The organism is Microbispora sp. NBRC 16548 (genome assembly GCF_030268985.1).
Lineage (GTDB): Bacteria > Actinomycetota > Actinomycetes > Streptosporangiales > Streptosporangiaceae > Microbispora > Microbispora catharanthi.
Map to the genome: position 1 here is coordinate 66,587 of NZ_BSSF01000017.1, position 22,458 is coordinate 89,044.

Sequence of the window (22,458 nt, forward strand, 5' to 3'; positions counted from 1 at the left end):
GGCCGCATGGCGACTTTGGTGCTGCTGCGGCACGGCGAGAGCGAATGGAATGTCAAAGGCCTGTTCACCGGCTGGGTGGACGTCACACTCTCGCCGACCGGCGAGGAGGAGGCGCGGCGCGGCGGTCAGCTGCTCCTGGAGGCCGGCATCCGGCCCGACGTGGTGCACACCTCGGTGCTCACCCGGGCCATCAGGACCGCCAACATCGCGCTTGAGGCGGCCGACCTGCTGTGGCTCCCGGTCAAGCGCTCCTGGCGGCTGAACGAGCGCCACTACGGCGCGCTCCAGGGCAAGGACAAGGCCCAGACCCGCGCGGAGTTCGGCGACGAGCAGTTCATGCTGTGGCGCCGGTCCTACGACGTGCCGCCGCCGCCGATCGCCGACGACGACGAGTACTCCCAGCTCGGCGACGGCCGCTACTCCCTGCTGCCGTCGGAGCTGGTGCCGCGCACCGAGTGCCTCAAGGACGTCGTCGGGCGCATGCTGCCGTACTGGTACGACGAGATCGTCCCCGACCTGGCGGCCGGCCGCGACGTGCTGGTGGTGGCGCACGGCAACTCCCTGCGCGCGCTGGTCAAGCACCTGGAGGGCATCAGCGACGCCGAGATCGCGGGCCTGAACATCCCCACCGGCATCCCGCTGCGCTACGAGCTGGACGCCGACTTCCGCCCGGTGGGCAAGGGCGAGTACCTCGACCCCGAGGCCGCCAAGGCCGCCATCGAGGCCGTCGCCAACCAGGGCAAGAAGTAACCCTCACGTCTCTCACGAAGGCCGCGTCCCACAGCGGGGGCGCGGCCTTCGGTCATTTATGGACGACGGGCTTCTTCGCCGTGCCGGGGAAGACCATGACCAGGAGTTCGGCGGCCCGCGATGAAACGCGGAAAGCCCCGGCCCCCCGAGGACCGGGGCTTTCGCGCCCCCCGTACGCCGCTGCGTCAGCCGGCGAGGGCGTCCGCGTCGCGCGTACCCGTGACGAGGTACACGACGTCGCGGGCGACGCGTACGGCGTGGTCGGCGTACCGCTCGTAGTAGCGGCCGGCCAGCGTGATGTCGATGGCGGCCTCGATGCCGTGCTCCCAGTCCTTGGAGAGCAGGACGCGGAACAGCCGCCGGTGACGGCGGTCCATCGCGTCGTCGTCCGCCTCCAGCTCCTTGGCGAGGTCGACGTCGCGGGAGGCGATGCAGCTGCCCGCCTTGGTGATCAGGTTCTCGGCGATGGCGCCCATCTCGACGAACGTGTCACGCAGCTCGGCCGGGATGGCGGACTCGGGGTGGCGCATCCGCGCGAGCTTGGCGATGTGCTCGGCCAGGTCGCCCATACGCTCCAGATCGGCGGCCATCCGCAGGGCGGTGATGACGGTACGCAGGTCGACCGCCACCGGCTGCTGCGTGGCCATCAGCTCGAAGATCGAGGCCTCGAGTTCCTGGTGCAGTCGGTCGACCTCGGCGTCCTGGGAGATGACGCTCTCCGCCAGCTGCAGGTCGGCGTCGAGCAGGGCGGTCGTCCCCCTCGACATGGCCGACCGCACCAGGCGGGTCATCTCCACCAGGCGGTCGGTCAGGGCCGCAAGCTCTTCGTGATAGGCGTCGCGCATGGCCGCCACGCTACGCGCGCGTCGATGAACGAATCCCGACCGCCGGATGAACTTTTCCGGAAACAGGGCCGTCGTGCCAGGTAGGACAGGTGGAAGAACCAGAAATGCCGCCTAGGCTGCTGAATGTGAACGAGTTGCTGGCGAGCCTGGCGGCGATGGGCGGATTCGTCCTCGGCTCCTTCGTCATGCTCGCGATCCGACGGCAGACGGACAAGCCCCGCACACCGGAACCGGTGGACGACGGCCTGCCTCCGGGGGTGGCGTCGGTGCTCGCCGTGCTGCCCTCCTCGGCGGTCGTCCTCGACCGCGAGGACCGGGTGCTGCGCGCCAGTTCGGCCGCGCGCGCCTTCGGCCTCGTACGCGGTGAGTCCCTCATGGCCGCCGAACTGCTCGCGCTGGCCAGGAAGGTCCGCAGGGACGGCGAGATCCGCGAGAGCGAGATAGAGACCGCCGGCCGCAAGTTCGGGCAGGAGTCCACGTCGTTCGCGGTGCGGGTGGCTCCGCTCGGCTCCCACGGACAGGTGCTCGTGCTCGCCGAGGACCAGACCGAGCGGCAGCGGGTCGAGGCGGTGCGCAGGGACTTCGTCGCCAACGTCAGCCACGAGCTCAAGACGCCGGTCGGCGCGCTGAGCCTGCTCGCCGAGACCGTCCAGGACGCGGCCGACGACCCCGAGGCCGTGAAGCGGTTCGCCGGCCGGATGCAGCACGAGGCCGCCCGCCTGACCTACCTGGTGCAGGACCTGATCACGCTGTCGCGGATCCAGGGCGGCGAGCCCATCCCGGCGCCCGCGCAGGTGCCCGTGGACGAGACCGTCCACGAGGCCATCGACCGGTGCAACACGAAGGCGTCGGCGAAGGACATCGCGCTCGTCGCGGGCGGCGCGGAGGGCTTGAAGGTCTGGGGCGACGAGGAGCTTCTCGTCACCGCGCTGCGCAACCTCATCGACAACGCCGTCGCCTACAGCCCCGAGCACACCCGCGTCGTGATCAGCGCCAGGCCGGCCGGGAACGCCGTCGAGGTGAGCGTCAGCGATCAGGGCATCGGCATCCCGGAAAGCGCCCAGGAGCGCATCTTCGAGCGGTTCTTCCGCGTCGACGCGGCCAGGTCCCGGGCCACCGGCGGCACCGGGCTCGGCCTCGCGATAGTCAAACACGTGGCCGTCGCCCACGGCGGCGAGGTCGCGGTGTGGAGCAAAGAGGGCTCCGGTTCGACCTTCACTCTTCGCCTTCCCGCGTTCGGCGGTCAGGCGGTCCCCGTACCAAGCACGACCATCCCCCAGGAGGCCGCTAAGTGACTCGGGTACTCGTCGTCGAGGACGAGGAGTCGTTCTCGGATGCCTTGTCGTACATGCTCAGGAAAGAGGGATACGAGGTCGCGGTGGCGGCCACCGGCCCCGACGCGCTGGACGCGTTCGACCGCAACGGCGCCGACCTCGTCCTGCTCGACCTGATGCTCCCTGGCCTGCCCGGAGCCGAGGTGTGCCGCTCGCTCAGGCAGCGTTCGAAGGTGCCGGTGATCATGCTGACCGCGAAGGACAGCGAGATCGACAAGGTCGTCGGCCTCGAGCTGGGGGCCGACGACTACGTGACCAAGCCGTTCTCGTCCCGCGAGCTGGTGGCGCGCATCCGCGCGGTGCTGCGCAGGCAGGGCGACATCGAGGAGGTGGAGTCGGCCGTCCTGACCGGGGGACCGGTCCGCATGGACGTCGACCGGCACATCGTGGCCGTGCGCGGCCAGCAGGTGCAGCTCCCGTTGAAGGAGTTCGAGCTGCTCGAGGTGCTGCTGCGCAACGCCGGGCGGGTGCTCACCCGCGGCCAGCTCATCGACCGGGTCTGGGGCGCCGACTACGTGGGCGACACAAAGACACTCGACGTGCACGTGAAGCGGCTGCGGGCCAAGGTCGAGGCCGACCCGTCCAATCCCCGCTGCATCCTCACCGTGCGCGGCCTCGGCTACAAGTTCGACCCCGCCGACGAGTGAGCCCGTAGGGGCGCGTACGGCTCGCGCGGCCCCGTCCGCATGAAAGGAGCCCCTGTCCGGCCGGACAGGGGCTCCTGCGCGTCTACACGGCCGCTAGCCGGCGTTCGCGGCGGGCGACTCGGAGGGAGCGGCCCCGGTGGTCTCCGGGGTGGCGGTGTCCGACGGCGCCGGGCTTCCGGTGGCGAGCGGCGCGGCCGTCGGAAGGGCCGTCGGCGCGGGCGGCAGCGTCGCGAACTCGCGGCTGCGGGCGACGACCGGGACGGTGAGCGCGACGTCGCCGGCGTTCTTGAACTGGAGCGTGAGCTTGATGCTCTCGCCTCCGCGCAGCGCCGTCTTCAGTCCCTCGACCGTGACCCCGGGGGTCTTGGCGAGCGTGCCCGGCTGGAGGTCGATGGGGCTCTGCACCTTGACCGAGGTGGCCTTCTGCTCCTCGGGGACGATGCTGGTGAGCTGGTCGGCGGTCCCCGTGCTGTTCAGGAGAGTCAGGTAGAGCGGCGCCGACCCGCCGGCGGCGAGCTGCTGGCCGGAATCCGGCCCGAGGATGAACGCCTGCGGGATCATGACGCCGTTCTTGCCGTAGGCCTTGCCGGCGCCGTCGCCGTCGTAGAGGACGCCCGCCTCGTTCGGGGCGTACGGCACATTGGTGTTGGCGTCGAAACCGGCGCCACACGCGGCCAGTGCAGGGATGGCGGCGGCGAGGAGCGCGGCAATGGCGATCGCCCTGCGACGGCTGCTGCTGGTCACGGTTCCAGGTCTCCTTGGTACGCACGTGTATGGGCAGCAATCACCTTATCCGCGCCGGTCACCGGTCCGGCGTCGGCTCCCGGTCCATACGCCGCAGCAGCGCAGGTCATCCGGTATGTCCCATATGCCGATTCACAGAGTGAGCGGCTTGTCAAGTCCCAAAACGAGGCTTTGACCTGCAGTTATGTTCATTTCACTGTTCCGGGAGGCGGTAACCGCGTGGTACTCTGGAGTACAGCGGAAGGGGTACTCGTCACATGACTTTCCAGGTCGGCGACACTGTCGTCTACCCCCACCATGGGGCTGCTCGGATCGAGGCCATCACGACCCGAACCATCAAGGGTGAGGAAAAGACCTACCTGGTGCTGAAGGTCGACAAGGGCGACCTGACCGTACAGGTACCAGCGGAAAATGCCGAGCTCGTCGGTGTGCGCGACGTCGTCGGCCAAGAGGGGCTCGAGCGGGTGTTCGACGTGCTGCGTATGCCGCACACGGAGGAGCCCACCAACTGGTCCCGCCGCTACAAGGCCAACCTTGAGAAGCTGGCGTCGGGGGACGTCAACAAGGTTGCCGAAGTGGTGCGCGACCTGTGGCGGCGCGACAAGGAGCGCGGCCTGTCCGCCGGTGAGAAGCGCATGCTCGCCAAGGCACGCCAGATCCTCGTCAGCGAGCTCGCGCTGGCCGAGAAGACCAACGAGGACAAGGCGGAGGCCCTGCTCGACGAGGTGCTGAACTCCTGAACATCACATCGCCAAGGGTGGGCGTCGGGGTCGACGTCCACCCTTTCGCGTCTGACAGGGAGCTTCACCTCGCCGGACTGTTCTGGCCGGGCGAGACCGGGCTGGCCGGCCATTCCGACGGCGACGCGGCGGCACACGCGTGCTGTGACGCGCTGCTGTCGGCCGCCGGGCTCGGAGACGTGGGCGCGCTCTTCGGCACCTCCGATCCCCGCTGGGCGGGCGCCGCGGGCGTGACTCTCCTGGAAGAGGCGGCCCGCCAGGTGCGGGCGGCCGGATTCGAGATCGGCAACCTGGCCGTCCAGATCATCGGGAACCGCCCGAAGGTCGCACCTCGCCGCGCGGAGGCGGAGAAGGCCCTCGGGGCCGCCGCAGGGGCGCCGGTGAGCGTCAGCGCGACCACGACCGACGGCCTCGGGCTCACCGGCCGCGGTGAGGGCGTGGCGGCCATCGCGACCGCCCTGATCCTCCCGGCATGAATGTTCCGTTCCAATCGGACATGCCAACCTGAATGAGACCCGGAGCGTCTCACTAGCACGTGGGCGGCGGCTCGAACCAAGGCGCGGAATCGAGCCGCCGCCCTCTTTTTTCTATCATGGGACGCATATTTCCCTTCCGTGGGGTATCCCACAGTCCGAGGATGAAAGGGTCACCCTCATCGGGAGGTCGATATGACAATCGAGTCCATTCTCGGCGCCATCGTCATCGGTGCGGTCATCGGCGCTCTGGGCCGCCTGTTCCTGCCGGGCCGGCAGCCGATCGGCTGGCTGCTGACGATCGTCGTCGGTATCGTGGCGGCGCTCATCGGTACCGCGATCGCCCAGGTCATGGGCGTGGCCACGACGGATGGCATCGACTGGATCGAACTGGTCATGCAGGTCGTACTGGCCGTCGTGGGTGTCGGCATCGTCGCCGGCCTCAAGCGAGGGTCGCGGGTGTAAGGCACTCGCTCGGTGGGGCGGCCCCCGCCCTCACCCCATAGCGCGCAGGCCCGTCCGGCTCCCCAGCCGGGCGGGCCTGCGCGTGTACGTACGGCGCGGCGCATCGGATCGCACCTCGGCCGGTGGCCCCACGGGGGGCTTCCGCGGGCGCTGTCAGGCGGGCGGGCGGGGCGTGCTGCGCATCCGGCCCGACGGAGGCGGCATCGGCACAGTTCCCTCCCCGGCGCCCTCCTCCGCGCCCCCGGATTCCGGCGCACCCCGATGGCCGTCTTCCGTGGCGTGCGGCCCGCGCTTTCCGTCCTGCTCGACCGGGTCGGCGCAGTCCGACGTGTGGGCGGGGTCGGGCACGTCCCTGATCTGACGGAGCGGCTGGGTGTCGACGCCCGCCTCGTCTTCGGGCCGCTCCGGCTCGTCGTCGGCGGGCTCGTCCGGTCTGGGGCGGGGGTGCACGAGGACGTCGCCGGTGTGCGGCCGTACGAGGTCGCCCCAGCGCACGGGACGGTTGCGGCGGGGCTGCGCCGGGCGGTCATCCGTCTCGGCGGGAGCAGGCGCCTCCGGGGTGGGCTGGGCGGCCGTCCCGGCGACCGACTCTGCCACGGCCGGTTCTGTGACGGCCGGTTCTGTGACGGCCGGTTCTGTGGCGACCGGATCGGCCTGCTCCGTGACGGGCGGGGTGCGAGGCGCCGCCGTCGGAGGTACGACCGGCAGGACCTCGGGCTCGTCCGGCGTCTCGTCCGGCGTCTGGTCCGGTATCGCCTCGGACCCGGTCTCGGGCGTGGCTTCGGGGACGGTTTCCGGGACCGCCTCGGGCGGTAGCCGTACGCCGTCCTCGTCGGTGTCGGGCGTGATGCCGCGGGGGGCGGCCTCGTCCTCGGCCTGCGGAGGGGTGACGGGCAGCGGCGGGGCGTACTCGGGTGGCGCGACGGTCTCGGAGACCGGGCTGACCGGCAGCGGGGGGACGTAGCCGGGGGGCGCCACGGCCTCGGGAACCGGCTGCAGGGGCGGCGCGCCGTGCTCTTCGGTGACGGCGTGCGCGGGCGCGGGGCGCTCCTGCGCGGCCACCGGATAGGGGGCGGTGACGGCGGCCCGGGGTTCGCGCGCGCCGTCGAAGGGCACCAGGTCGTCGTCGGAGTCGTCGTCGTCGTCGTCCAGGTCGGCCCGATTGGTGCGCACGTGCTTCATCAGGAGCAGCAGCAGCCACAGCCCGATGGCGAGCATCACCCAGGGCGACAACGCGACGACGAGAGCGGAGGCCTCGGGGTCGAAGGAGACGCCGATGGCGGTCGAGGCGTTCGCGGCGGCGGCCGACGCCAGGAGCAGGAGCAGGACGAAGCCCGCCTGTAACCGGACCAGGAAACGCGCGCCCCGCAGCAACGGCACGCTGACCAGGGCGACGACCAGCAGAACGTCGAACGCCGCGGGATACAGGTAGGCGAGCCGCGGCTCGGCGCGCCCGGAGACGGCCAGAGCCCGCAGGTCGTCGAAGGACAGCGCGCAGGCGACCCCCGCGAGCACCGCGAGGGCGGCGCCCGCGAGGCCGATGGCCAGGCGGCGCAGCACCAGCGGGATTCCGGAGGGGGTGTTTCGGGACGGGCGGGAGGCCGTGCCTGCCGCGCCGGGGGGAGTCACGTCCATGGCGTTTCGAGCCTACAGAATCGGAGTGACGATCGATCACACCTGCGTGATCACCTGTTTGGTGTCGGAAGCGGAGAGTCCGCCGGGAACCTCCGGCGGGGTCCCGGCCCGGTGCGTCCCCATCGATCGTCTCCGGTCGCGCCCGGGGCGGCCCGGCGACGCCGCGTGTCCGGCCGGGCCCTGCGGGAGGCGGGCGAAGCCCGCGCGGACCGCTGTACAGATCGTTACGGGTTTTGTTTCGGGTTATATCGGGACTTATGTGTCGCAAGTTTCCATGATCGGCCACACCATGCCGTTCACAGGCGCCCAAGTAGCCCTGTGCCATGCTGTCAGGCGTTAGCCTTGCCTTCGTGAGCCTGCACCTCTACGACACCAGCACGCGTACGGTCCGTGAATTCGTACCGGTCGAGCCCGGCCGGGTTTCGATGTATCTGTGTGGTGCGACCGTTCAGGCTCCGCCACACATCGGGCACATCAGGTCCGGAGTGAACTTCGACGTCCTGCGCCGGTGGCTGCTGCGGCAGGGCTTCGAGGTGACCTTCTGCCGCAACGTCACCGACCTCGACGACAAGATCATCAGAGTCGCCGCGAACGAGGGCGTGCCCTGGTTCGTCGTGTCCGAGCGCAACCAGCGTGCCTTCACCTGGGCGTACGACCAGCTCGGCTGCCTGCCGCCCACCGTCGAGCCCCGGGCCATGGGCCACGTGCCCGAGATGGTCGAGCTGATGCGGCGGCTGATCGACAAGGGGCACGCGTACGCGTCGGGCGGCGACGTCTACTTCGACGTGGTCTCCTACGCCGACCGGTACGGCAAGCTCTCCAACCAGAAGCTGGAGAACATGCGGGCGGCCGCCGACACCGAGACCGACTCGCGCAAGCGCGACCCGCGCGACTTCGCGCTGTGGAAGGGCGCCAAGCCCGGTGAGCCCACGTGGCCGACGCCGTGGGGCAAGGGCCGTCCCGGCTGGCACCTGGAGTGCTCGGCCATGGCGACCAAGTACCTCGGCGGCACGTTCGACATCCACGGCGGCGGGGTCGACCTGATCTTCCCGCACCACGAGAACGAGATCGCCCAGTCGCAGGCGGCGGGCGACGGCTTCGCGCGTTACTGGCTGCACAACGGCATGCTCAAGCTCGGCGGCGAGAAGATGAGCAAGTCGCTCGGCAACTCGCTGCTGATTCCCGACATGCTCCGCAAGGTGCGCGCGGTCGAGCTCCGCTACTACCTGGTCGCGGCGCACTACCGCTCGGCGATCGACTACTCCGACGAGGCGCTCCAGGAGGCGGCGGCCGGATACCGCCGCATCGAGGGCTTCGTCACGCGGGCCGCCGAGGTGATCCACGACGTGGACGCCGCCGCGCCGCTGCCCCAGGCGTTCGTGGACGCGATGGACGACGACCTGAACGTCTCGCAGGCACTCGCTGTGATCCACGAGGTCGTCCGCGAGGGCAACGTCGCGCTGGCCCAGGGCAACAAGGAGCAGGTCGCCAGGCTGCTGGCCGAGACGCAGAACATGCTCGACGTGCTGGGCCTCGACCCCAGGTCGGAGCAGTGGCGTACGACCGGCGACTCGGGCCTCCGGGAGGTCGTGGACGCGCTCGTGGCCGTGGCGCTGGAGCAGCGGCAGGCCGCGCGTGCCCGCAAGGACTACGCGGCGGCCGACGCGATCCGCGACCAGCTCGCGGCGGCCGGCATCGTGGTCGAGGACACCCCGCAGGGTCCGCGGTGGGAGCTGGCACAGTAGGCGTGGCCCTACGCTAGAGACCATGGCGGGTAGGGCTTCAGGGAAGCCGTCGAAGAAGCAGGGGCCGACCAAGGGCACGGGCGGCAAGGTCAGGCGCTCCCTGGAGGGCAAGGGAGCGACGCCGCCCGCGCACATGCGGCACTGGTACAAGGACAAGGCGCGCGCCGAGCGGATCGAGCGCGAGTCGCGGGGCGGTGGGAGTTCGGCCTCCCGCGCGCCGAGCCGTACGCGCCGGGAGGACGCCCCCGAGGTCATCGGCGGCCGCAACCCCGTGGTCGAGGCGCTGCGTGCCCACGTGCCCGCCACCGCGCTGTACGTGGCGCAGCGGGTCGAAAGCGACGACCGCGTCCGCGAGGCCATCAAGATCGCGGCTGACCGTGGCATCGCGCTGCTTGAGGTCAGCAGGGACAAGCTCGACCGGCTGACCGAGAGCACCGTCCACCAGGGCATCGGCCTGCAGGTCCCGCCGTACGACTACGCGCATCCTGAGCAGCTTGTGGAGCGGGCCAGGGACGCCGCCGAGGTGCCGTTGATCGTCGCCCTGGACGGCGTGACCGATCCGCGCAACCTCGGTGCCATCGCGCGCTCGGCGACCGCCTTCGGCGCGCACGGGCTGCTCGTCCCCTCTCGCCGCTCGGCGGGCGTCACCGCCGGCGCCTGGAAGACCTCGGCCGGCACGCTCGCGACCCTCCCCGTCGCCCGCGCGTCGAACCTCACCCAGACCCTCCAGGCGTACCGGGAGGAGGGCCTGTTCGTGGTCGGCCTCGACGGCACCGCCACCGTGGACATCGCCGACGTCGAACTCGCGGCAGAACCGCTCGTCGTGGTCGTCGGTTCGGAGGGCAAGGGCCTGTCCCGCCTGGTCAGGGAGGCGTGCGACCAGATCGCCCGCATCCCCATGAACGCCGCCGCCGAGTCGCTGAACGCCGGTGTGGCCGCCGGGATCGCCCTCTACGAGGTCGCCCGTCACCGTCGCCGGTGATTTCACCGTGACGGTACGGCCCTCGGCCCACTAAACTCGTCTGGGTAACAGGCCGCCTTAGCTCAATCGGCAGAGCATCTGTCTTGTAAACAGAAGGTCTGGGGTTCGATTCCCCAAGGCGGCTCCAGCTCAGAGGCCCCCTCCCATCATCGGGTGGGGGCCTTTCTGAAGTCCGCCCGCACTGGTGACCTCCTGAGCTGAGCGAAGGGCCGTCAGGGACAGCGCATCCACTCGTAATGAGCTGATCACTCGTTGGTCAGTGCCGCTCGCCAGTCGTTGAACCGTGACCGGAGCAGACGGACTTCGGGCTCAGCCAAGCCATAGGCGAGAAATTCGCTGTCCGGGTAGAGCTCCAGGGCGGAGAGCATTTGGGCGAAGATGCTCGGTCGAAGCCAAGATCGCGGGACGCAGCGAGGTCGAGCAGTTGTTCGCGGGTGAACCGGCCGGTGGACAGGAAGGCGTCGACGTCTATGAAGTCGCGGACCTCGGCTCGGGTGAACAAGGCTTCGACCTTCCCTCCCGCGACATCATCGAGGTGGACGACCGGGCCGATCTCCATGGTGACCGGTGGGTGCGAGCGGAGATCCGCGGCCAGTTCCACCTTGCTGGTCCGGCCCGTTGCGGGCTCGGAGACGCTGAGCCGTACGAACTGGGGACTGTCGACGTCAACCTTGATCGCCAGGCCGTGTTCGATATAGGCGTCGCAGATCTTCGCGACTCCTTCGGAGAAGTCGTCGCGCAGGCTGGAGGTGAACAGGTCGATGTCCTCGCTGGGCCGTTCGAGCACGCCGTGAGCCTGTACGGCGTGAGCCTGTACGGCGTAGCCGCCTGCCAGAGCGAACCCGTGATCGGCAGCTGCCGCCAGGGCGATGCCAGCCAGACGACGGTGGAAGTCGTCCATCAGGCGGCTTGACGCTGCAGTTCGGGGAATCGGTCGAGCCACAGAGCGCGGACGCGAGGGGGTAGGACCAATTCAGGCCAGAGCTTGCGCAGGAGCGAGGCGTTGAGGAAGCGTCGCAGGTCCTCAGGAGTGGCGCTTTCCCGGATCACCCGCATGTACAACAGTCGTGCATCGGAGATCTGGTCCAAGTGGTAGCGGCGCTCCGGCCCCCAATCGAGATGTCTGGGCAGCACGATGACGCCCTCTGCCGGCCCGGTGAGCTCTTCCAGAGTCACGGGAACGACGTAAGGGCGGAGCGCCCCGTATCCCTTGGCGTCCATGCATCCAGTGTGACCGATTCGGCGCTGATCGTCAGGTCGATCTTGCTAACGCGGTTGCTAACAACAGCCCTGGACCGGCATGGACGGTGCCGGAACGACGCACCTTTGAAAGGGGGCAGCGACGGAGGCATAGTGACAGCTGTGGACGGCGGTGGACGACCTTGATCCTGCTTGTAAACAGAAGGTCTGGGGTTCGATTCCCCAAGGCGGCTCCAGCTCAGAGGCCCCTTTCCATGATCGGAAAGGGGCCTCTGGTGTCGGTACAGCACCGTCCTTCGTCGCTACCAGCGCTCCTCTGGGCTCGATGGGTGGCAGAAGGCCAACGAGGAGCATGCTGTCAGCTTCGGGGATCGCAAAGGACTGACCTAGCCTCTGCTGGCGAGTTTGTTCATGGTCCGACTGATCGCCCTGGCCGGTCTCAGCAACTGGCCTGGGCGAAAGGGGCGGGTTTCCCCTGATGGACCGGAGTCACGACGCCTATCGCGGTGGCCCGGACGACAGAAGGGCCCTGGCCGCCTATCTGCTGAAGAACTCGCCAGTCAGTGCACCAGCGGCGACCGGGTCACCGTCCGATGAGCATCACGTGAACGAGTCGGTCGCCGGGTGGAATCTCTTCTGCCCGGCGACCAGTGAACCCGATCCGGTTGGGTCCGGTCGCGGCCGTGGAGGAACTTTAAGGGACGCTGTAAAGGAACCAGAGGTTGTACTGGTAATCACAGTGATACCAGTTCCAGAGGTGGTTCTGGACGCCGTAGTCCCCGTACCGATAGCAGTCGGACGAGGAGTAGTAGACGTTACGAAGCGTATCGGCATGCGCGGGGACGGCGTTCGCGATGACTGCCAGCCCACTGACCAAAGCGCCGGCGACGGCTAAAGCTCTGATTTTCCGCACTTACTCTCCTTGCAGTGGATGTCGCGCCGAACTTCCACTGCGAAGCATTGCAGCGCGGGCGATATCAGTACAGGTCACGTTACCCGCCATCATTCCCCTACAAGGTGACCTGCGACTATGCCGGACAAGGGCTGAAACTTTCCCTGCGGATCTTCCACGCTGACACCCGGTTTGGGAGACCCCGGAACATGGCCCGACCATGAGTGCCAGGCTGACCAGGTTGTTGTCGACGTGCTCCAGGCGGGGGAGGCTCTCAGCCAGGCCGGTGATCTTGCTAACGCGGGATCGAAGCAGGCTGGCCACGAGCGGTGGGGGCGGCAGACCTGTGGGGTGCCGTTCTTGCTGGGGCCGCGGTGGGCCGTCCGCCTCTTGTCGTCATCTCCGGGCTTGGTCGGCACCGGGTTAGGTTGGTCGGGTGGGGACCTATGAGGATCTACCGGCGGAGCTGGCGACCGAGCGGCTGCGGTTGCGGCGGTGGGCGCCGTCGGATGCCGAGGAATTCCGCGGGTTATGGCTTGAGCGGGATCCACGAGCGGTACGTCGGATTGACGCCGAGGGACGCCCGACGGTCGAGGACATCCGCGGCTGGCTCCGCAACAATCCGCTGATGGCGGATCCAGGGCTCGGGTTGCTGCCGATCGAGCTGCGAGACACCGGTGAGTTCATCGGGTACTGCGGATTGACCGTCGGCCAGGGATCTTTCGACGAACCTGAGATCGCGTACGAGCTGGCACGACGAGCTCACGGCCATGGTTACGCGACAGAAGCCGCCCGTGCGGTCATCGAAGCCGCGACGCGAACAGGACGTCGACGACTCTGGGCGACCGTGCGGGAGTGGAACGCACCCTCGTTCCGCGTCCTCGAGAAGCTCGATTTCCACCGAAGCGACCGCGTCACCGAGGACGCCGAACGCGGCAACACGATCTGGATGACGCGCGTACTCGATCCGAGGGAGAGACGTTAGCACCGGCCGCGATCCACTCCCCGAAGAGCACCCATTAGGTGATCTTGCTAAAGCGTGGCCGTAGACGTCACGAGCCTCTCGCAAATCGGTAGAGACAAGTGCACATAGATCACTAAGGTGGCGTTTTGGTCACTCGTAGAGATCTTGAAGGTGCATATGGCCCCGCGTCCGAATCGGCTTCTGAGGTTCTTTGTCGCGTTTTCGTGTGTGGCGGTAGCGGCCGGTTGCGGCACACGTGAAGAACCTGTTGTGGCTCCGACTGTCGCCGCGCGCGCCGGTGCCGTCGTCGACGACTTGGTCGAACTGGAGTGGGATGGCACCGTCCGCATAGCTCAGCTTGATGTGGCAGGCCCGACGTTGGAGATCTACGAGGACTACCAGTGCCCGGTCTGCCTGGAGTTCGAGCAGGGCGACAACAACGCGCTCGTGCGAGAAATGGTTGTCAAAGGGGCGATAGCCGTCATGATCCACCCGTTGACCATCTTCCGGGATGACAAGCCGATCACTCGGGAGAACTCGCGACGGGCTCTGATCGCCTCACTTTGCGTTCGGGATCCGCGCAAGTGGCTGAGGTATCACGATGAGCTGTACGCCCATCAGCCGGACGAGTTCCAGAAGGGCGGATTCCCCAATGAGCAGCTTGTGCAGCTCGCAAGGAAGGTCGGCATTCCGGTCGCGGAGTTCACAGCGTGTCTCAAATCTCCAGAAACCGCGGAGCGGGCCGACGCCGTCACCGCGCTGGCCCTCAGCCGAGGAGTGACAGGTACCCCCACGATCCGATATCAGGGCCAAGACCTCGATTGGACGTCAAGCTGGCGTGAAGCGGGGCAAGGATGACGTGCCGCTCGCGTCAGAGCGAATAGGCGTCCTCCAGTTCGTGGGGGAGGACCAGGTCCACGGAGCTTGGCGACGCTCGTGCGGCCGGGTGCTTTGCCCGAGCGGTAGGGGCTGTGGAAGACGCCCACCGGCCGGTAGGGTCGTCCGCGTGGATCTTGACGATACCGCCGCCCGGCTCGGGGTACCCGTCGAGGACGTCGAGCGCGTGCATCGGCTCGCCGGCGACCGGCCGTCGGCGCCGCTGCCCGCCAAGGCCGACGCGCCCGCGATCCTCGATCGGCTCGCGGTGCGGCCGGACGACGCCGCCGAAATCATGGCGGGCTGGCCCGACCCCGACTCCCCGCTGTGGACTTCGGAGCTGCGCTGGTTGCTCGACCGATCGATCGCCCTGGTCCGCGCCGATCTCGGGGGCCATGACTGGCTGCCGCCCGGTCCGGAGCTGCCGCGCGAACGGGGCCCCGCCTGGCGGCATCTCTACGTGTACGCGTACCTGGCCCTGGTCGACGTCGTCATGGGGTACCACCGCGACCACGGCATCCCCGATGCCGTGTCGTGGGTGACCCTCGCGGACCTGGGCCGCAACCTCGCGATCGACCGGCGGATGCACCGCGAGGGCTGGCCGGTCATGCAGAGCTGGCTGACGCTGCACGCGCGCGGTGGCGTCTACGAGCTGGGCCGGCTGCAGTATCAGCGCGGCGACACCGCCATCGGCCTGCACATCCCCGAGTCGGGGCCGATGACCCCGGAGGCGATCGCGGCGTCGCTCGACGAAGCCCGCGCGTTCTTCCCGCGCCACTTTCCCGACGAGCGCTACACGGCGTTCTCCTGTGGTTCGTGGCTGCTCGACCCGCAGCTGCTGGAGTACCTGCCCAAGGACTCCAACATCGTCCGGTTCCAGCGAAGGTTCGAGCTGGAGCCCTACGAGGAACCGGAAGGGATAGACGCCGACGTCGAGGTGCTGCGATTCGTGTTCCGCACCCTGACCACGCCGCTCGACCAGTTGCCGCGCCGCACCGTGCTCCAGCGCGCGATCGTCGACCACCTTAAGGCCGGCCGCCACTGGTACTGGCGCCGCGGCCGCTTCCCGATCTAGCCACGCCCCTAGGTTCTGTCTCGCGGATATCCCGCCGCATCCTGGCCGAGCAGGGCCGCGACGATGTGGACCGGGACGCCGGTGAGTCGCGGATGTGCCGGAGATCGTGCAGCCGGGCGCGGATGAGCGGTGCGATCGGTGCAGCAGTCAGGTATTTCAGTCGTGATCCAGTCACGCGATCAATAGCGTATCCCCATGCCAGGTCGAAGCGGGAGAAGTAGGAAGGCGGGCGTTGCGAGGCTGCGCCACCATGCGGACTTGGTTGCACCATTCGAGGGTGCGGAGCTGGTGAGGGCGGCGGCAGGTCCCGAGGGAGAGCTGGTTGTCGTGTGGGCGTCGCGGGAGAACGCCGATGCCCTGACGGCACGGACCGTCCGACCAGATGGGGGGTCTTTTCCTCATTCACGTACGGCCGCGCCCGTCCCGGTACATGTCGCAACGTACAGCCCCCACCAGACGACGATGGTGTCCGTCGCCGGGCAACCACTCGCGCACAGCCATGTCCAGCCGCTGCCGGACGGGGGCGTGCTCCTGGTGGGCGCGCGATGCCGCTGGCGCAACGGGACGGCCGAGTCCAACGCCGCCGTCTACGATGCCGACGGGAAGCTCCTGCGGAAGGGCGTGCTGGGAGACGGGATCGCCGACGTGCAGGTGACACCTTCCGGCGAGATATGGGTGAGCTATTTCGACGAAGGCGTGTACGGCAACTTCGGATGGGGAGAGGCGGACAGTCCTGAACCTATCGGCTCTCCTGGGTTGATCCGCTTTCGGCCGGACCTCGGCATCGCGTGGCGTTACCCGTATGACGGCGAGTTCGGTGCGATCTCCGACTGCTACGCGTTGAATGTGGCGGGTGAGGAGGCTTGGGCCTACTACTACACCGACTTCCCGATCGTGCGGATCCGAGCTGCTGCGGTCGCCGGATGGTCCACGGAGGTGCATGGCGCTAAAGCGCTTGTGGTCGCCGATGACCGAGTCGTTCTCGTCGGCGGCTATGGCGGGGACCGGCATCGGCTGGTGACCGGGCGCATTCAAGGAGAAGCCTTTTCGGTGGGTCGTCCCGCACGGCTGGTGATGCCCGATGGGCGACCGGTCCCCAGGACGGCGACTGTGCTGGGGCGAGGCGGCGAGCTTCATGTCGTCGTGGGGCAGAGCTGGCTGAAGCTGGGCTTCGAGGATCTCGACACAAGATGAGCGATCGCCGGCGAGCGTCCTCATCGCCCGCGAAGCCGGAGCCATCGTCACCGCCGGCGGCGGCTCGGGCCGCTTCCACCTACGAGCCATGATCTACCATCGCCGAATGCTCGTCGTGCTCGTGAACGGCCTGCCCGGCTCGGGTAAGACAACCCTCGCCAAGGGCCTCGCCAACATTCTCGGTCTCCCTCTCCTCAGCAAGGACCGCATCAAGGAAACCCTCGCCGACACACTTGGCATCACCGCACCACAAGGCTTGACCGCTCGGCAATGGAGCCAGAGACTCGGTGCCACAGCAGGCGAAACCCTCTGGGCACTCCTCGCCGACGCCAGGTGCGGTGCAGTGCTCGAAAGCCCATGGCTTGCGAATATGCGGCCAATCGTCGTCGTCGGCCTGCAGAAAGCCGACGTCACCGCCATCCAGGAGGTGTGGTGCGACATCCCCGCACATCTCGCTCGCCGGCGATACGAGGAACGATCCGCTGACCGGCATCCCATCCACCATGACTCCCAGGCTGATGATCAGCAGTGGAAGGAATGGGCGCGCCAAGCCAGACCACTCGCCCTCGGCTTCGTCCACCGTGTGAACACCACCGAGGTCGTGGACATAGCCGAACTGGCAGAACAGATACGCCGAAGATCAATGAACAACGCCTCCGGCGGTAGCGCCCGGGGTGATCACCAAGGGCCTGCTCAGCACGCGGTCGCAATGCTCGAATGGCTCCTGGAGCACGACGTCAACGCCCTGCTCAGGGTCGACGCCGAGCGCGGAGGCGCCCGGTCATGGACGTTCCACGCGAGCGGTGGAGGGCAGAGCCAGGAGAGATGGACTGTCCGAGCCGACGCAGGCTCCGCGGAAGAATGTGTCCACCGAGCTCGCAAAGCGCTGAAGGCGCATGGCCTCGATCTGCCCGACTAGGACTCGGTTGCGAGGACCGACCCGTCCGACATCGCCGTTACGATCGCCTGGCGGCGGCTGGTGCGAAGACGGCTGCTGACCAGTTCCGGACCGGCGTCACGTCACGGTTGAGGCCGCAGCAGGGCTACCGTTCTGGTCCCGATTTTGAAGGACGCGCACGTACGCAGGCGGTCGGCGCGCGGTGCCTTGCGTCCGCGGACCGCCACCGCGATCACCGCGTTGTCGCCGAGCACCGAGCCCAGGGTGTTGAGCATGCCCGCGGCCCCGTCGGCGCCGTTGGGCCCGTGCCAGGACGTCTGCTCGCCGTAGGGCACGTCCGCGATCACCACGTCCGGCGGGCGTCCGTCGAGGATCTGGCGGAGCCGGTCGGCGTCGAACACGTCGGCCTGATACACGGCGTTGGGCACGTCACCGCCGTCGGCGCTCAGAGTGGTCGCGATCCGGTGTGCCGCCTCGGCCGCCGCTGCGTGGGAAGCGCGGCCCCAGCGCTCGGCCTGCTCGGCGAGATGGACGGCACGAGCCGCAAGCCCGGCTCGCGTCAGCAGGGCCAGATTCCGTTCCGCGAGCCCGACGGCAGCCGGATCGATGTCAGAGGCCAGCACGGCCGAGATCCGGCGACGATGCAGCAGGCCGATCACGGTCAGCAGGTAGCCGCTGCCGCAGCACGGATCCCACACGGTGGCCCGGCCGCCGCCCCGCAGCTCCATCGCGCGCAGGAACATCTCGCTGGCCAGCCGGACGGGAAAGGCGGGAAACCCCGGAGCCGAGTGCAGCACCGCGCCGCTGGCCAGATCGGCGTAGTCGCCCCGGACCGTCGCGTGCCGATAGGTCACGACGCGGGGCCGTTCTCGTGACGCCTCACCAGCACGCCGCCCGCACCACCGGTTGCGTCCAGTCCGACGGGTCGTCCGGCGACAACCCGCTTCGCCGCCGCAGCAGCTCCCTGGTGGCGTCGCCGGCCTCGCGCGGGACCACCGCCTCCACCTTGGCGAATCCGTCTGCGACGAACCGGTCAACGTCGAGGATTGTCACATCTTGGGACGATATCGGCGCTGTCCACCGATTTTCGTGGCTCCTCGCGCGGCGTCCCTCAGGCTCAGCGGTCGCGGCGGCGACGGAACCTGCCGCTCACTCCGCCGAACAGCGCCAGGCCCTTGATCACGACCACCGGTGCCGACGGGTCGACGTCCGGGCTGTTGTGCACGTCGTAGCCGCCGAAGACGCCGACGCCCTGGCAGCGCACCTCGACGCCCTCCGGGAGGATGATCTCGGCCCCGCCGAAGATGGCGTTGATCGTGATCTCGACCTCTTTCGCCTCGAACTCGGCTTCGGTCAGGTCGAACCGCACGCCGCCGAAGACGGCCAGCGCCTTGGTCTGCCGTCGTACCCGCCAGCGGCCCCTGCGGTCGGCGCCGCCGAAGACGGCGATGATGTTGTCGGGCTCGGTGCTCGCGCTCGGCGCATAGGACACCGGGCTCGCGGCCGGTCGCTGCCGCTCCACCTGGAGGTCGTGGGTGAGGACCTCGAGCTCTCCCACGGTCTTGGCCTGGTAGAGGCTGTCCAGCCGCTCGGAGTACTCCTCGTGGCTCAGCTGGCCCGTGCTCAGGGCTTCCCCGAGCAGGGCGGCGACCTGGTCCCTGTTGCTGTCCGAGGCGCGCAGGTGGGACGTCGGGGAGTCCCGGCGCTGAGGGGGATTTTCCATGCTGGTCACGATAGTTCTCATTCGACCCGACAGGGAGTTCGTCCCGCCTCGAAATGTTCTTGTAGCCGGTGGTCGAGGAACCGGGTGATGCCGCGGACGCGGTCGCCGCTCAGCGTGAGCACGATGACCCCGGTGGGTTCGCCGTCGAGGGAGCAGGTGAACGCCGGTTGCCCGTTGGCGCGGGTGGGTCCCAACTCGAGGCGCCGGCCCGCCCGCCACGCGGCGCTCGCCCGCAGGAACGAGGCGATCGCCACCACACCGTGGTATTCGTGCGGCGCGGGCGGCATGGACAGCCACGCGTCGTCGGTGAGCAGGGCGACCAGAGCGTCGATGTCGTCGCCGGTGAAGGCCTCGGCGAAGCGGCGGACCAGATGCCGCTCCTGCGCCGACCCCCGCTCCGACCCCCGCGCCGGTGGCTCGGCACGGTGATGGCCGAGCGAGGCCCGTGCCCGCTGCAGCAGACCCTTGACGGCGGTCGAGCTGGTGCCGAGCATCGGCGCGACCTCGCTCAGCGGATAACCGAGCACGTCGCAGAGCACCAGGACCGCGGCCTGCCGCGGCGGGATCCGCTGGAGCGCGGCGACGAAGGCCAGCTCGACCGCCTCCCGTGCCGTGTAGCGCGCCTCGGGACCGGGGGCGGCGTCCGGCACGAACTCGAGCAGGGCGTCCGGGTACGGCTGCAGCCACCGTACGTCGCCGTGGCGGCTGGGCTCGGGCGGCTGGAACGGCGGGCTGGGCGCGGGCGGCATCCGCCTGCCGCGGTCGCGTAAAGCGTTGAGGCACCGGTTGGTGGCGATGCGGTAGAGCCACGACCGCGACGACGCACGGCCCTGGAAGCCGTCCAGGCCACGCCAGGCCGCCAGCAACGTCTCCTGCAGCACGTCTTCCGCGTCGGTCAGCGAGCCCAGCAGGCGATAGCAGTGCAGCAGCAGTTCCTGCCGGTACGCCGTGAGCTCTTCGAACGCGATTTCCGCCACGACCGTTCCGTTCCGCGGGTCTTCGGTGTCGTACAAGGCAGCACCAGAAGGAGACATGATGACCAGCTCAGCATTGCAGATCGCGCTCGCCTACCACCGCGCGTGGACCGGGGGGGACCTCGACCTCGCGACCGGCTACATCGCCGACGACGTCGTGCTCGACGCCCCGGCGGGACGGCTCGTCGGGATCCAGGCGTACCGGGACTTCCTGGCGCCTTTCGCCGAACGGTTCCTCGTCAGGGCGGAGATGATCGCGGCGTTCGGTGACGACGACAGGGCCCTGATGATGTACGACGCGGAGACGATCCCGGCGAAGAGCGCGCCCGCGGCCGAATGCGTCACGGTCCGTGACGGGAAGATCGTCTACAACCGGTTCGTCTTCGACCGCACGCCGTTCGACGAGTTCCGCCGCCGGCAGGCCCAGGCCGGCGCCGTTCAGGGCTAGGGAGTGTCTGACAAATGCTGCCCGTCGCGAGCGTGGATCCAGGTGGATGCATCGCAAGGCGGAGGAGGAGCCGATAACAGCGTTATCGGCGACGACGACCCCGGGCCCCGCGGAAATTCTGAGCCTGCGAGGAATTTTCGTGGGTGGGGCAACGCAGCGAGGCGCCGCCTGGGCCACGCGCAGCAGGGCCATGATTTGTCAGACACGACCTAGTGCCAACGCAGGTGATTCCGCCGATTACCCGGCCGGGCGGGGCGGGCGACACTGTGCCTCCCCGACATTCGTCTCACGGAGGTAACCCGTGCGCGTACCCGTCCGGTCCCCCCGGCGGCGGATCACCGCCGCTGCGCTGGGGGCGGCGCTCGCCGCCGCCCTCCTCGGCGCCCCGCCGGCCGCCCAGGCCGCGGCAGCGAGCCCTGCCATCAGCGTCCCGGCCGCCGGCGACCACGGCTTCCCGTTCCTCGCCGCGGCGGAGGACCTCGGCTCGTTCGGCTTCACGGAAAGCGAGTACTTCATCGAGGGCACCGCCACCTCCTACGCCAAGTCCGGCATCTGGACCTCGGACGGCCGGTGGAACGTCCGGGCGGCCGGCCGCGCCGCGTACAAGACCCGGCTCCTGGTCCGCCGGCCTGTCGACCCGGCGAGGTTCAACGGAACGGTCGTGGTCGAGTGGCTCAACGTCAGCGGCCAGATCGACCTGTCCCCGGACTACTGGTTCGAACGCGACGAACTGCTGCGCAAGGGCTACGCGTGGGTGGGCGTCTCGGCGCAGGAGGTCGGCGTCAACGGCGGCCTCGGCGAGATCAGCGGTCTCAAGGGCTGGGACCCGGCGCGGTACGGCAGCCTCGTCCACCCCGGCGACGCCTACGCGTACGACATCTTCTCCCAGGCCGGGCAGGCGCTGCGCACGCCGAACGGGCCCGATCCGCTCGGCGGCCTGCACGTCACGACGCTGCTCGCCGACGGCGAGTCGCAGTCGGCCGGCTTCATGACGACGTACGTCAATGCGGTGCAGCCCGTGTCGAAGATCTACGACGGCTTCATGATCCACAGCAACGGCGCGGTCGGCTCCCCGATCAGCGGCAGCCTGATCGACGTGGTGGCGATGCCGAACCCGAGCAGGATCCGTACGGACCTGCCAGTGCCGACGTTCGTCGTGCTCACCGAGACCGACGTCCCGACGGCGTTCGCGGCCCGGCAGCCGGACACCGACCGGGTGGTGCACTGGGAGCTGGCCGGTACGGCCCACGGCGACCAGTGGGCGTACGACCTCGGTGACCCGACGGTGCAGAAGTCGGCGGGCTCCGCCGCGCCGCGGGCCGACTGCGCCGCCGGGTCGGCGCCGTTCAACGACGGACCCGGCCACTACTCCATGAACGCCGCGCTGCGTCACCTGGCCGCCTGGGCGAGAGGCGGGCCCCGGCCGCCGAGCGGGGCGTTGCTGCACCCCGATCTGCGCGACCCGGCCACGGGCCTGGCCACAGGCGGCGTCCGGCTCCCCGACGTGGCGGTGCCGACCCGCACGCTCACGGGGGAGCGGGACACCAGCGGCAGTGGCGTCTTCTGCGGCCTCTACGGCGCCCGCGACCCGTGGAACGGCGACGCCGATCCATGGGACCGGCACAACCTGGGCGACCCGTCCGACCCGTTCCTGCCGCGTACGGCCGAGCCGGTGCTGGCCCGGCTCTACCCGACGCACGCCGACTACGTGAGCAAGGTGCGGGCGGCCGCACAGGCGTCGGTGAGCGCCGGATACCTCCTGCCGGAGGACGCGACCACGATCGTCACCACCGCGGAGAACTCCGGCGTCGGCGGCTGACGCGGCCACCGGGGCGAAGGCCCCTTCCCTTGACG

General features: G+C 69.1%; 24 protein-coding genes and 1 tRNA gene. 16 read left to right on the forward strand and 9 right to left on the reverse strand.

What is annotated here, in order from left to right; all coding sequences use genetic code 11:
- The first annotated feature begins 6 nt into the window (after window positions 1–6).
- Window positions 7–750 (forward strand): phosphoglyceromutase, encoded by a 744-nt coding sequence (locus tag QSK36_RS35625; protein ID WP_139580413.1) that lies wholly within the window; start codon window positions 7–9, stop codon window positions 748–750.
- Window positions 751–935: 185 nt separating this feature from the next.
- On the opposite strand, the gene phoU is transcribed toward QSK36_RS35625, so the two are convergent.
- Entirely contained in the window at window positions 936–1,595 is a 660-nt protein-coding gene (phoU, locus tag QSK36_RS35630) for a phosphate signaling complex protein PhoU (RefSeq protein ID WP_139580415.1), read from the reverse strand.
- Window positions 1,596–1,699: 104 nt separating this feature from the next.
- Here phoU and QSK36_RS35635 point away from each other — a divergent pair, with 104 nt between their 5' ends.
- On the forward strand, window positions 1,700–2,890 hold the full coding sequence (locus QSK36_RS35635; RefSeq protein WP_396781437.1) for a sensor histidine kinase: 1,191 nt from the start codon (window positions 1,700–1,702) through the stop codon (window positions 2,888–2,890).
- Complete coding sequence (locus QSK36_RS35640; RefSeq protein ID WP_285785431.1) at window positions 2,887–3,576, forward strand: response regulator; 690 nt, start codon at window positions 2,887–2,889, stop codon at window positions 3,574–3,576. Before QSK36_RS35635 ends, QSK36_RS35640 begins: the two co-directional genes overlap by 4 nt.
- 93 nt (window positions 3,577–3,669) lie before the next feature.
- Here QSK36_RS35640 and QSK36_RS35645 read toward each other — a convergent pair whose 3' ends face one another.
- Window positions 3,670–4,320 (reverse strand): copper chaperone PCu(A)C domain-containing protein, encoded by a 651-nt coding sequence (locus tag QSK36_RS35645; protein WP_285785432.1) that lies wholly within the window; start codon window positions 4,318–4,320, stop codon window positions 3,670–3,672.
- 257 nt (window positions 4,321–4,577) lie between these two features.
- Here QSK36_RS35645 and QSK36_RS35650 point away from each other — a divergent pair, with 257 nt between their 5' ends.
- The 3 genes from QSK36_RS35650 (at window position 4,578) to QSK36_RS35660 (ending at window position 5,998) form a co-directional block, all read left to right on the forward strand.
- The gene (locus tag QSK36_RS35650) at window positions 4,578–5,060 is read left to right on the forward strand and encodes a CarD family transcriptional regulator (protein ID WP_030510364.1); all 483 of its coding nucleotides are present in this window, start codon (window positions 4,578–4,580) and stop codon (window positions 5,058–5,060) included.
- Window positions 5,061–5,077: 17 nt separating this feature from the next.
- Window positions 5,078–5,536, forward strand: a complete 459-nt coding sequence (gene ispF / locus QSK36_RS35655) for a 2-C-methyl-D-erythritol 2,4-cyclodiphosphate synthase (RefSeq protein WP_139580417.1) — start codon at window positions 5,078–5,080, stop codon at window positions 5,534–5,536.
- A gap of 192 nt (window positions 5,537–5,728) precedes the next feature.
- Window positions 5,729–5,998 carry a GlsB/YeaQ/YmgE family stress response membrane protein gene (locus tag QSK36_RS35660; RefSeq protein WP_139580418.1) on the forward strand — a complete coding sequence of 90 codons (270 nt, stop codon included), beginning with the start codon at window positions 5,729–5,731 and terminating at the stop codon, window positions 5,996–5,998.
- A gap of 153 nt (window positions 5,999–6,151) precedes the next feature.
- Here the strand turns inward: QSK36_RS35660 and QSK36_RS35665 are convergent, their stop codons facing one another.
- Window positions 6,152–7,633, reverse strand: a complete 1,482-nt coding sequence (locus QSK36_RS35665) for a DUF2637 domain-containing protein (RefSeq protein ID WP_285785433.1) — start codon at window positions 7,631–7,633, stop codon at window positions 6,152–6,154.
- 350 nt (window positions 7,634–7,983) lie between these two features.
- Between QSK36_RS35665 and cysS the strand changes: the two genes are divergently transcribed.
- The 3 genes from cysS (at window position 7,984) to QSK36_RS35680 (ending at window position 10,487) form a co-directional block, all read left to right on the forward strand.
- Window positions 7,984–9,378, forward strand: coding sequence for a cysteine--tRNA ligase (cysS, locus tag QSK36_RS35670; protein WP_285785434.1), 1,395 nt, complete (start codon window positions 7,984–7,986; stop codon window positions 9,376–9,378).
- Window positions 9,379–9,400: 22 nt separating this feature from the next.
- On the forward strand, window positions 9,401–10,360 hold the full coding sequence (rlmB, locus tag QSK36_RS35675; protein ID WP_183534110.1) for a 23S rRNA (guanosine(2251)-2'-O)-methyltransferase RlmB: 960 nt from the start codon (window positions 9,401–9,403) through the stop codon (window positions 10,358–10,360).
- A 51-nt stretch (window positions 10,361–10,411) separates the two neighbouring features.
- A tRNA-Thr gene (locus tag QSK36_RS35680) sits at window positions 10,412–10,487 on the forward strand.
- Window positions 10,488–10,616: 129 nt separating this feature from the next.
- Here QSK36_RS35680 and QSK36_RS35685 read toward each other — a convergent pair.
- The gene (locus QSK36_RS35685) at window positions 10,617–11,261 is read right to left on the reverse strand and encodes a nucleotidyl transferase AbiEii/AbiGii toxin family protein (RefSeq protein ID WP_285785435.1); all 645 of its coding nucleotides are present in this window, start codon (window positions 11,259–11,261) and stop codon (window positions 10,617–10,619) included.
- On the reverse strand, window positions 11,261–11,581 hold the full coding sequence (locus QSK36_RS35690) for a hypothetical protein (protein ID WP_285785436.1): 321 nt from the start codon (window positions 11,579–11,581) through the stop codon (window positions 11,261–11,263). Before QSK36_RS35690 ends, QSK36_RS35685 begins: the two co-directional genes overlap by 1 nt.
- A gap of 1,307 nt (window positions 11,582–12,888) precedes the next feature.
- On the opposite strand from QSK36_RS35690, the gene QSK36_RS35695 reads away from it, so the two are divergent.
- From QSK36_RS35695 to QSK36_RS35715, 5 genes are all read left to right on the forward strand, one after another.
- Window positions 12,889–13,437, forward strand: a complete 549-nt coding sequence (locus tag QSK36_RS35695) for a GNAT family N-acetyltransferase (protein ID WP_183534118.1) — start codon at window positions 12,889–12,891, stop codon at window positions 13,435–13,437.
- A gap of 249 nt (window positions 13,438–13,686) precedes the next feature.
- The gene (locus tag QSK36_RS35700; protein ID WP_183534120.1) at window positions 13,687–14,274 is read left to right on the forward strand and encodes a DsbA family protein; all 588 of its coding nucleotides are present in this window, start codon (window positions 13,687–13,689) and stop codon (window positions 14,272–14,274) included.
- 148 nt (window positions 14,275–14,422) lie between these two features.
- A complete protein-coding gene (locus QSK36_RS35705) occupies window positions 14,423–15,367 on the forward strand; it encodes an acyltransferase domain-containing protein (RefSeq protein ID WP_285785437.1) in 945 nt (314 codons plus the stop codon).
- Between the two features lie 462 nt (window positions 15,368–15,829).
- Window positions 15,830–16,561, forward strand: coding sequence for a YxiH-YxzG fusion protein (locus QSK36_RS35710; protein ID WP_285785438.1), 732 nt, complete (start codon window positions 15,830–15,832; stop codon window positions 16,559–16,561).
- A gap of 106 nt (window positions 16,562–16,667) precedes the next feature.
- Window positions 16,668–17,480, forward strand: a complete 813-nt coding sequence (locus QSK36_RS35715; protein ID WP_285785439.1) for a P-loop nucleotide/nucleoside kinase family protein — start codon at window positions 16,668–16,670, stop codon at window positions 17,478–17,480.
- A gap of 101 nt (window positions 17,481–17,581) precedes the next feature.
- Here the strand turns inward: QSK36_RS35715 and QSK36_RS35720 are convergent, their stop codons facing one another.
- The 4 genes from QSK36_RS35720 to QSK36_RS35735 form a co-directional block, all read right to left on the reverse strand.
- Window positions 17,582–18,313 (reverse strand): rRNA methyltransferase, encoded by a 732-nt coding sequence (locus QSK36_RS35720; RefSeq protein WP_285785440.1) that lies wholly within the window; start codon window positions 18,311–18,313, stop codon window positions 17,582–17,584.
- A gap of 25 nt (window positions 18,314–18,338) precedes the next feature.
- A complete protein-coding gene (locus QSK36_RS35725; RefSeq protein WP_285785441.1) occupies window positions 18,339–18,512 on the reverse strand; it encodes a hypothetical protein in 174 nt (57 codons plus the stop codon).
- Window positions 18,513–18,576: 64 nt separating this feature from the next.
- Window positions 18,577–19,182, reverse strand: a complete 606-nt coding sequence (locus tag QSK36_RS35730) for a DUF1707 SHOCT-like domain-containing protein (protein ID WP_183534132.1) — start codon at window positions 19,180–19,182, stop codon at window positions 18,577–18,579.
- A gap of 17 nt (window positions 19,183–19,199) precedes the next feature.
- A complete protein-coding gene (locus QSK36_RS35735) occupies window positions 19,200–20,159 on the reverse strand; it encodes an RNA polymerase subunit sigma-70 (protein WP_285785442.1) in 960 nt (319 codons plus the stop codon).
- Between the two features lie 58 nt (window positions 20,160–20,217).
- Here QSK36_RS35735 and QSK36_RS35740 point away from each other — a divergent pair, with 58 nt between their 5' ends.
- On the forward strand, window positions 20,218–20,604 hold the full coding sequence (locus tag QSK36_RS35740) for a nuclear transport factor 2 family protein (RefSeq protein ID WP_285785443.1): 387 nt from the start codon (window positions 20,218–20,220) through the stop codon (window positions 20,602–20,604).
- Window positions 20,605–20,905: 301 nt separating this feature from the next.
- Entirely contained in the window at window positions 20,906–22,423 is a 1,518-nt protein-coding gene (locus QSK36_RS35745; RefSeq protein ID WP_285785444.1) for an alpha/beta hydrolase domain-containing protein, read from the forward strand.
- Window positions 22,424–22,458: the final 35 nt, after the last annotated feature.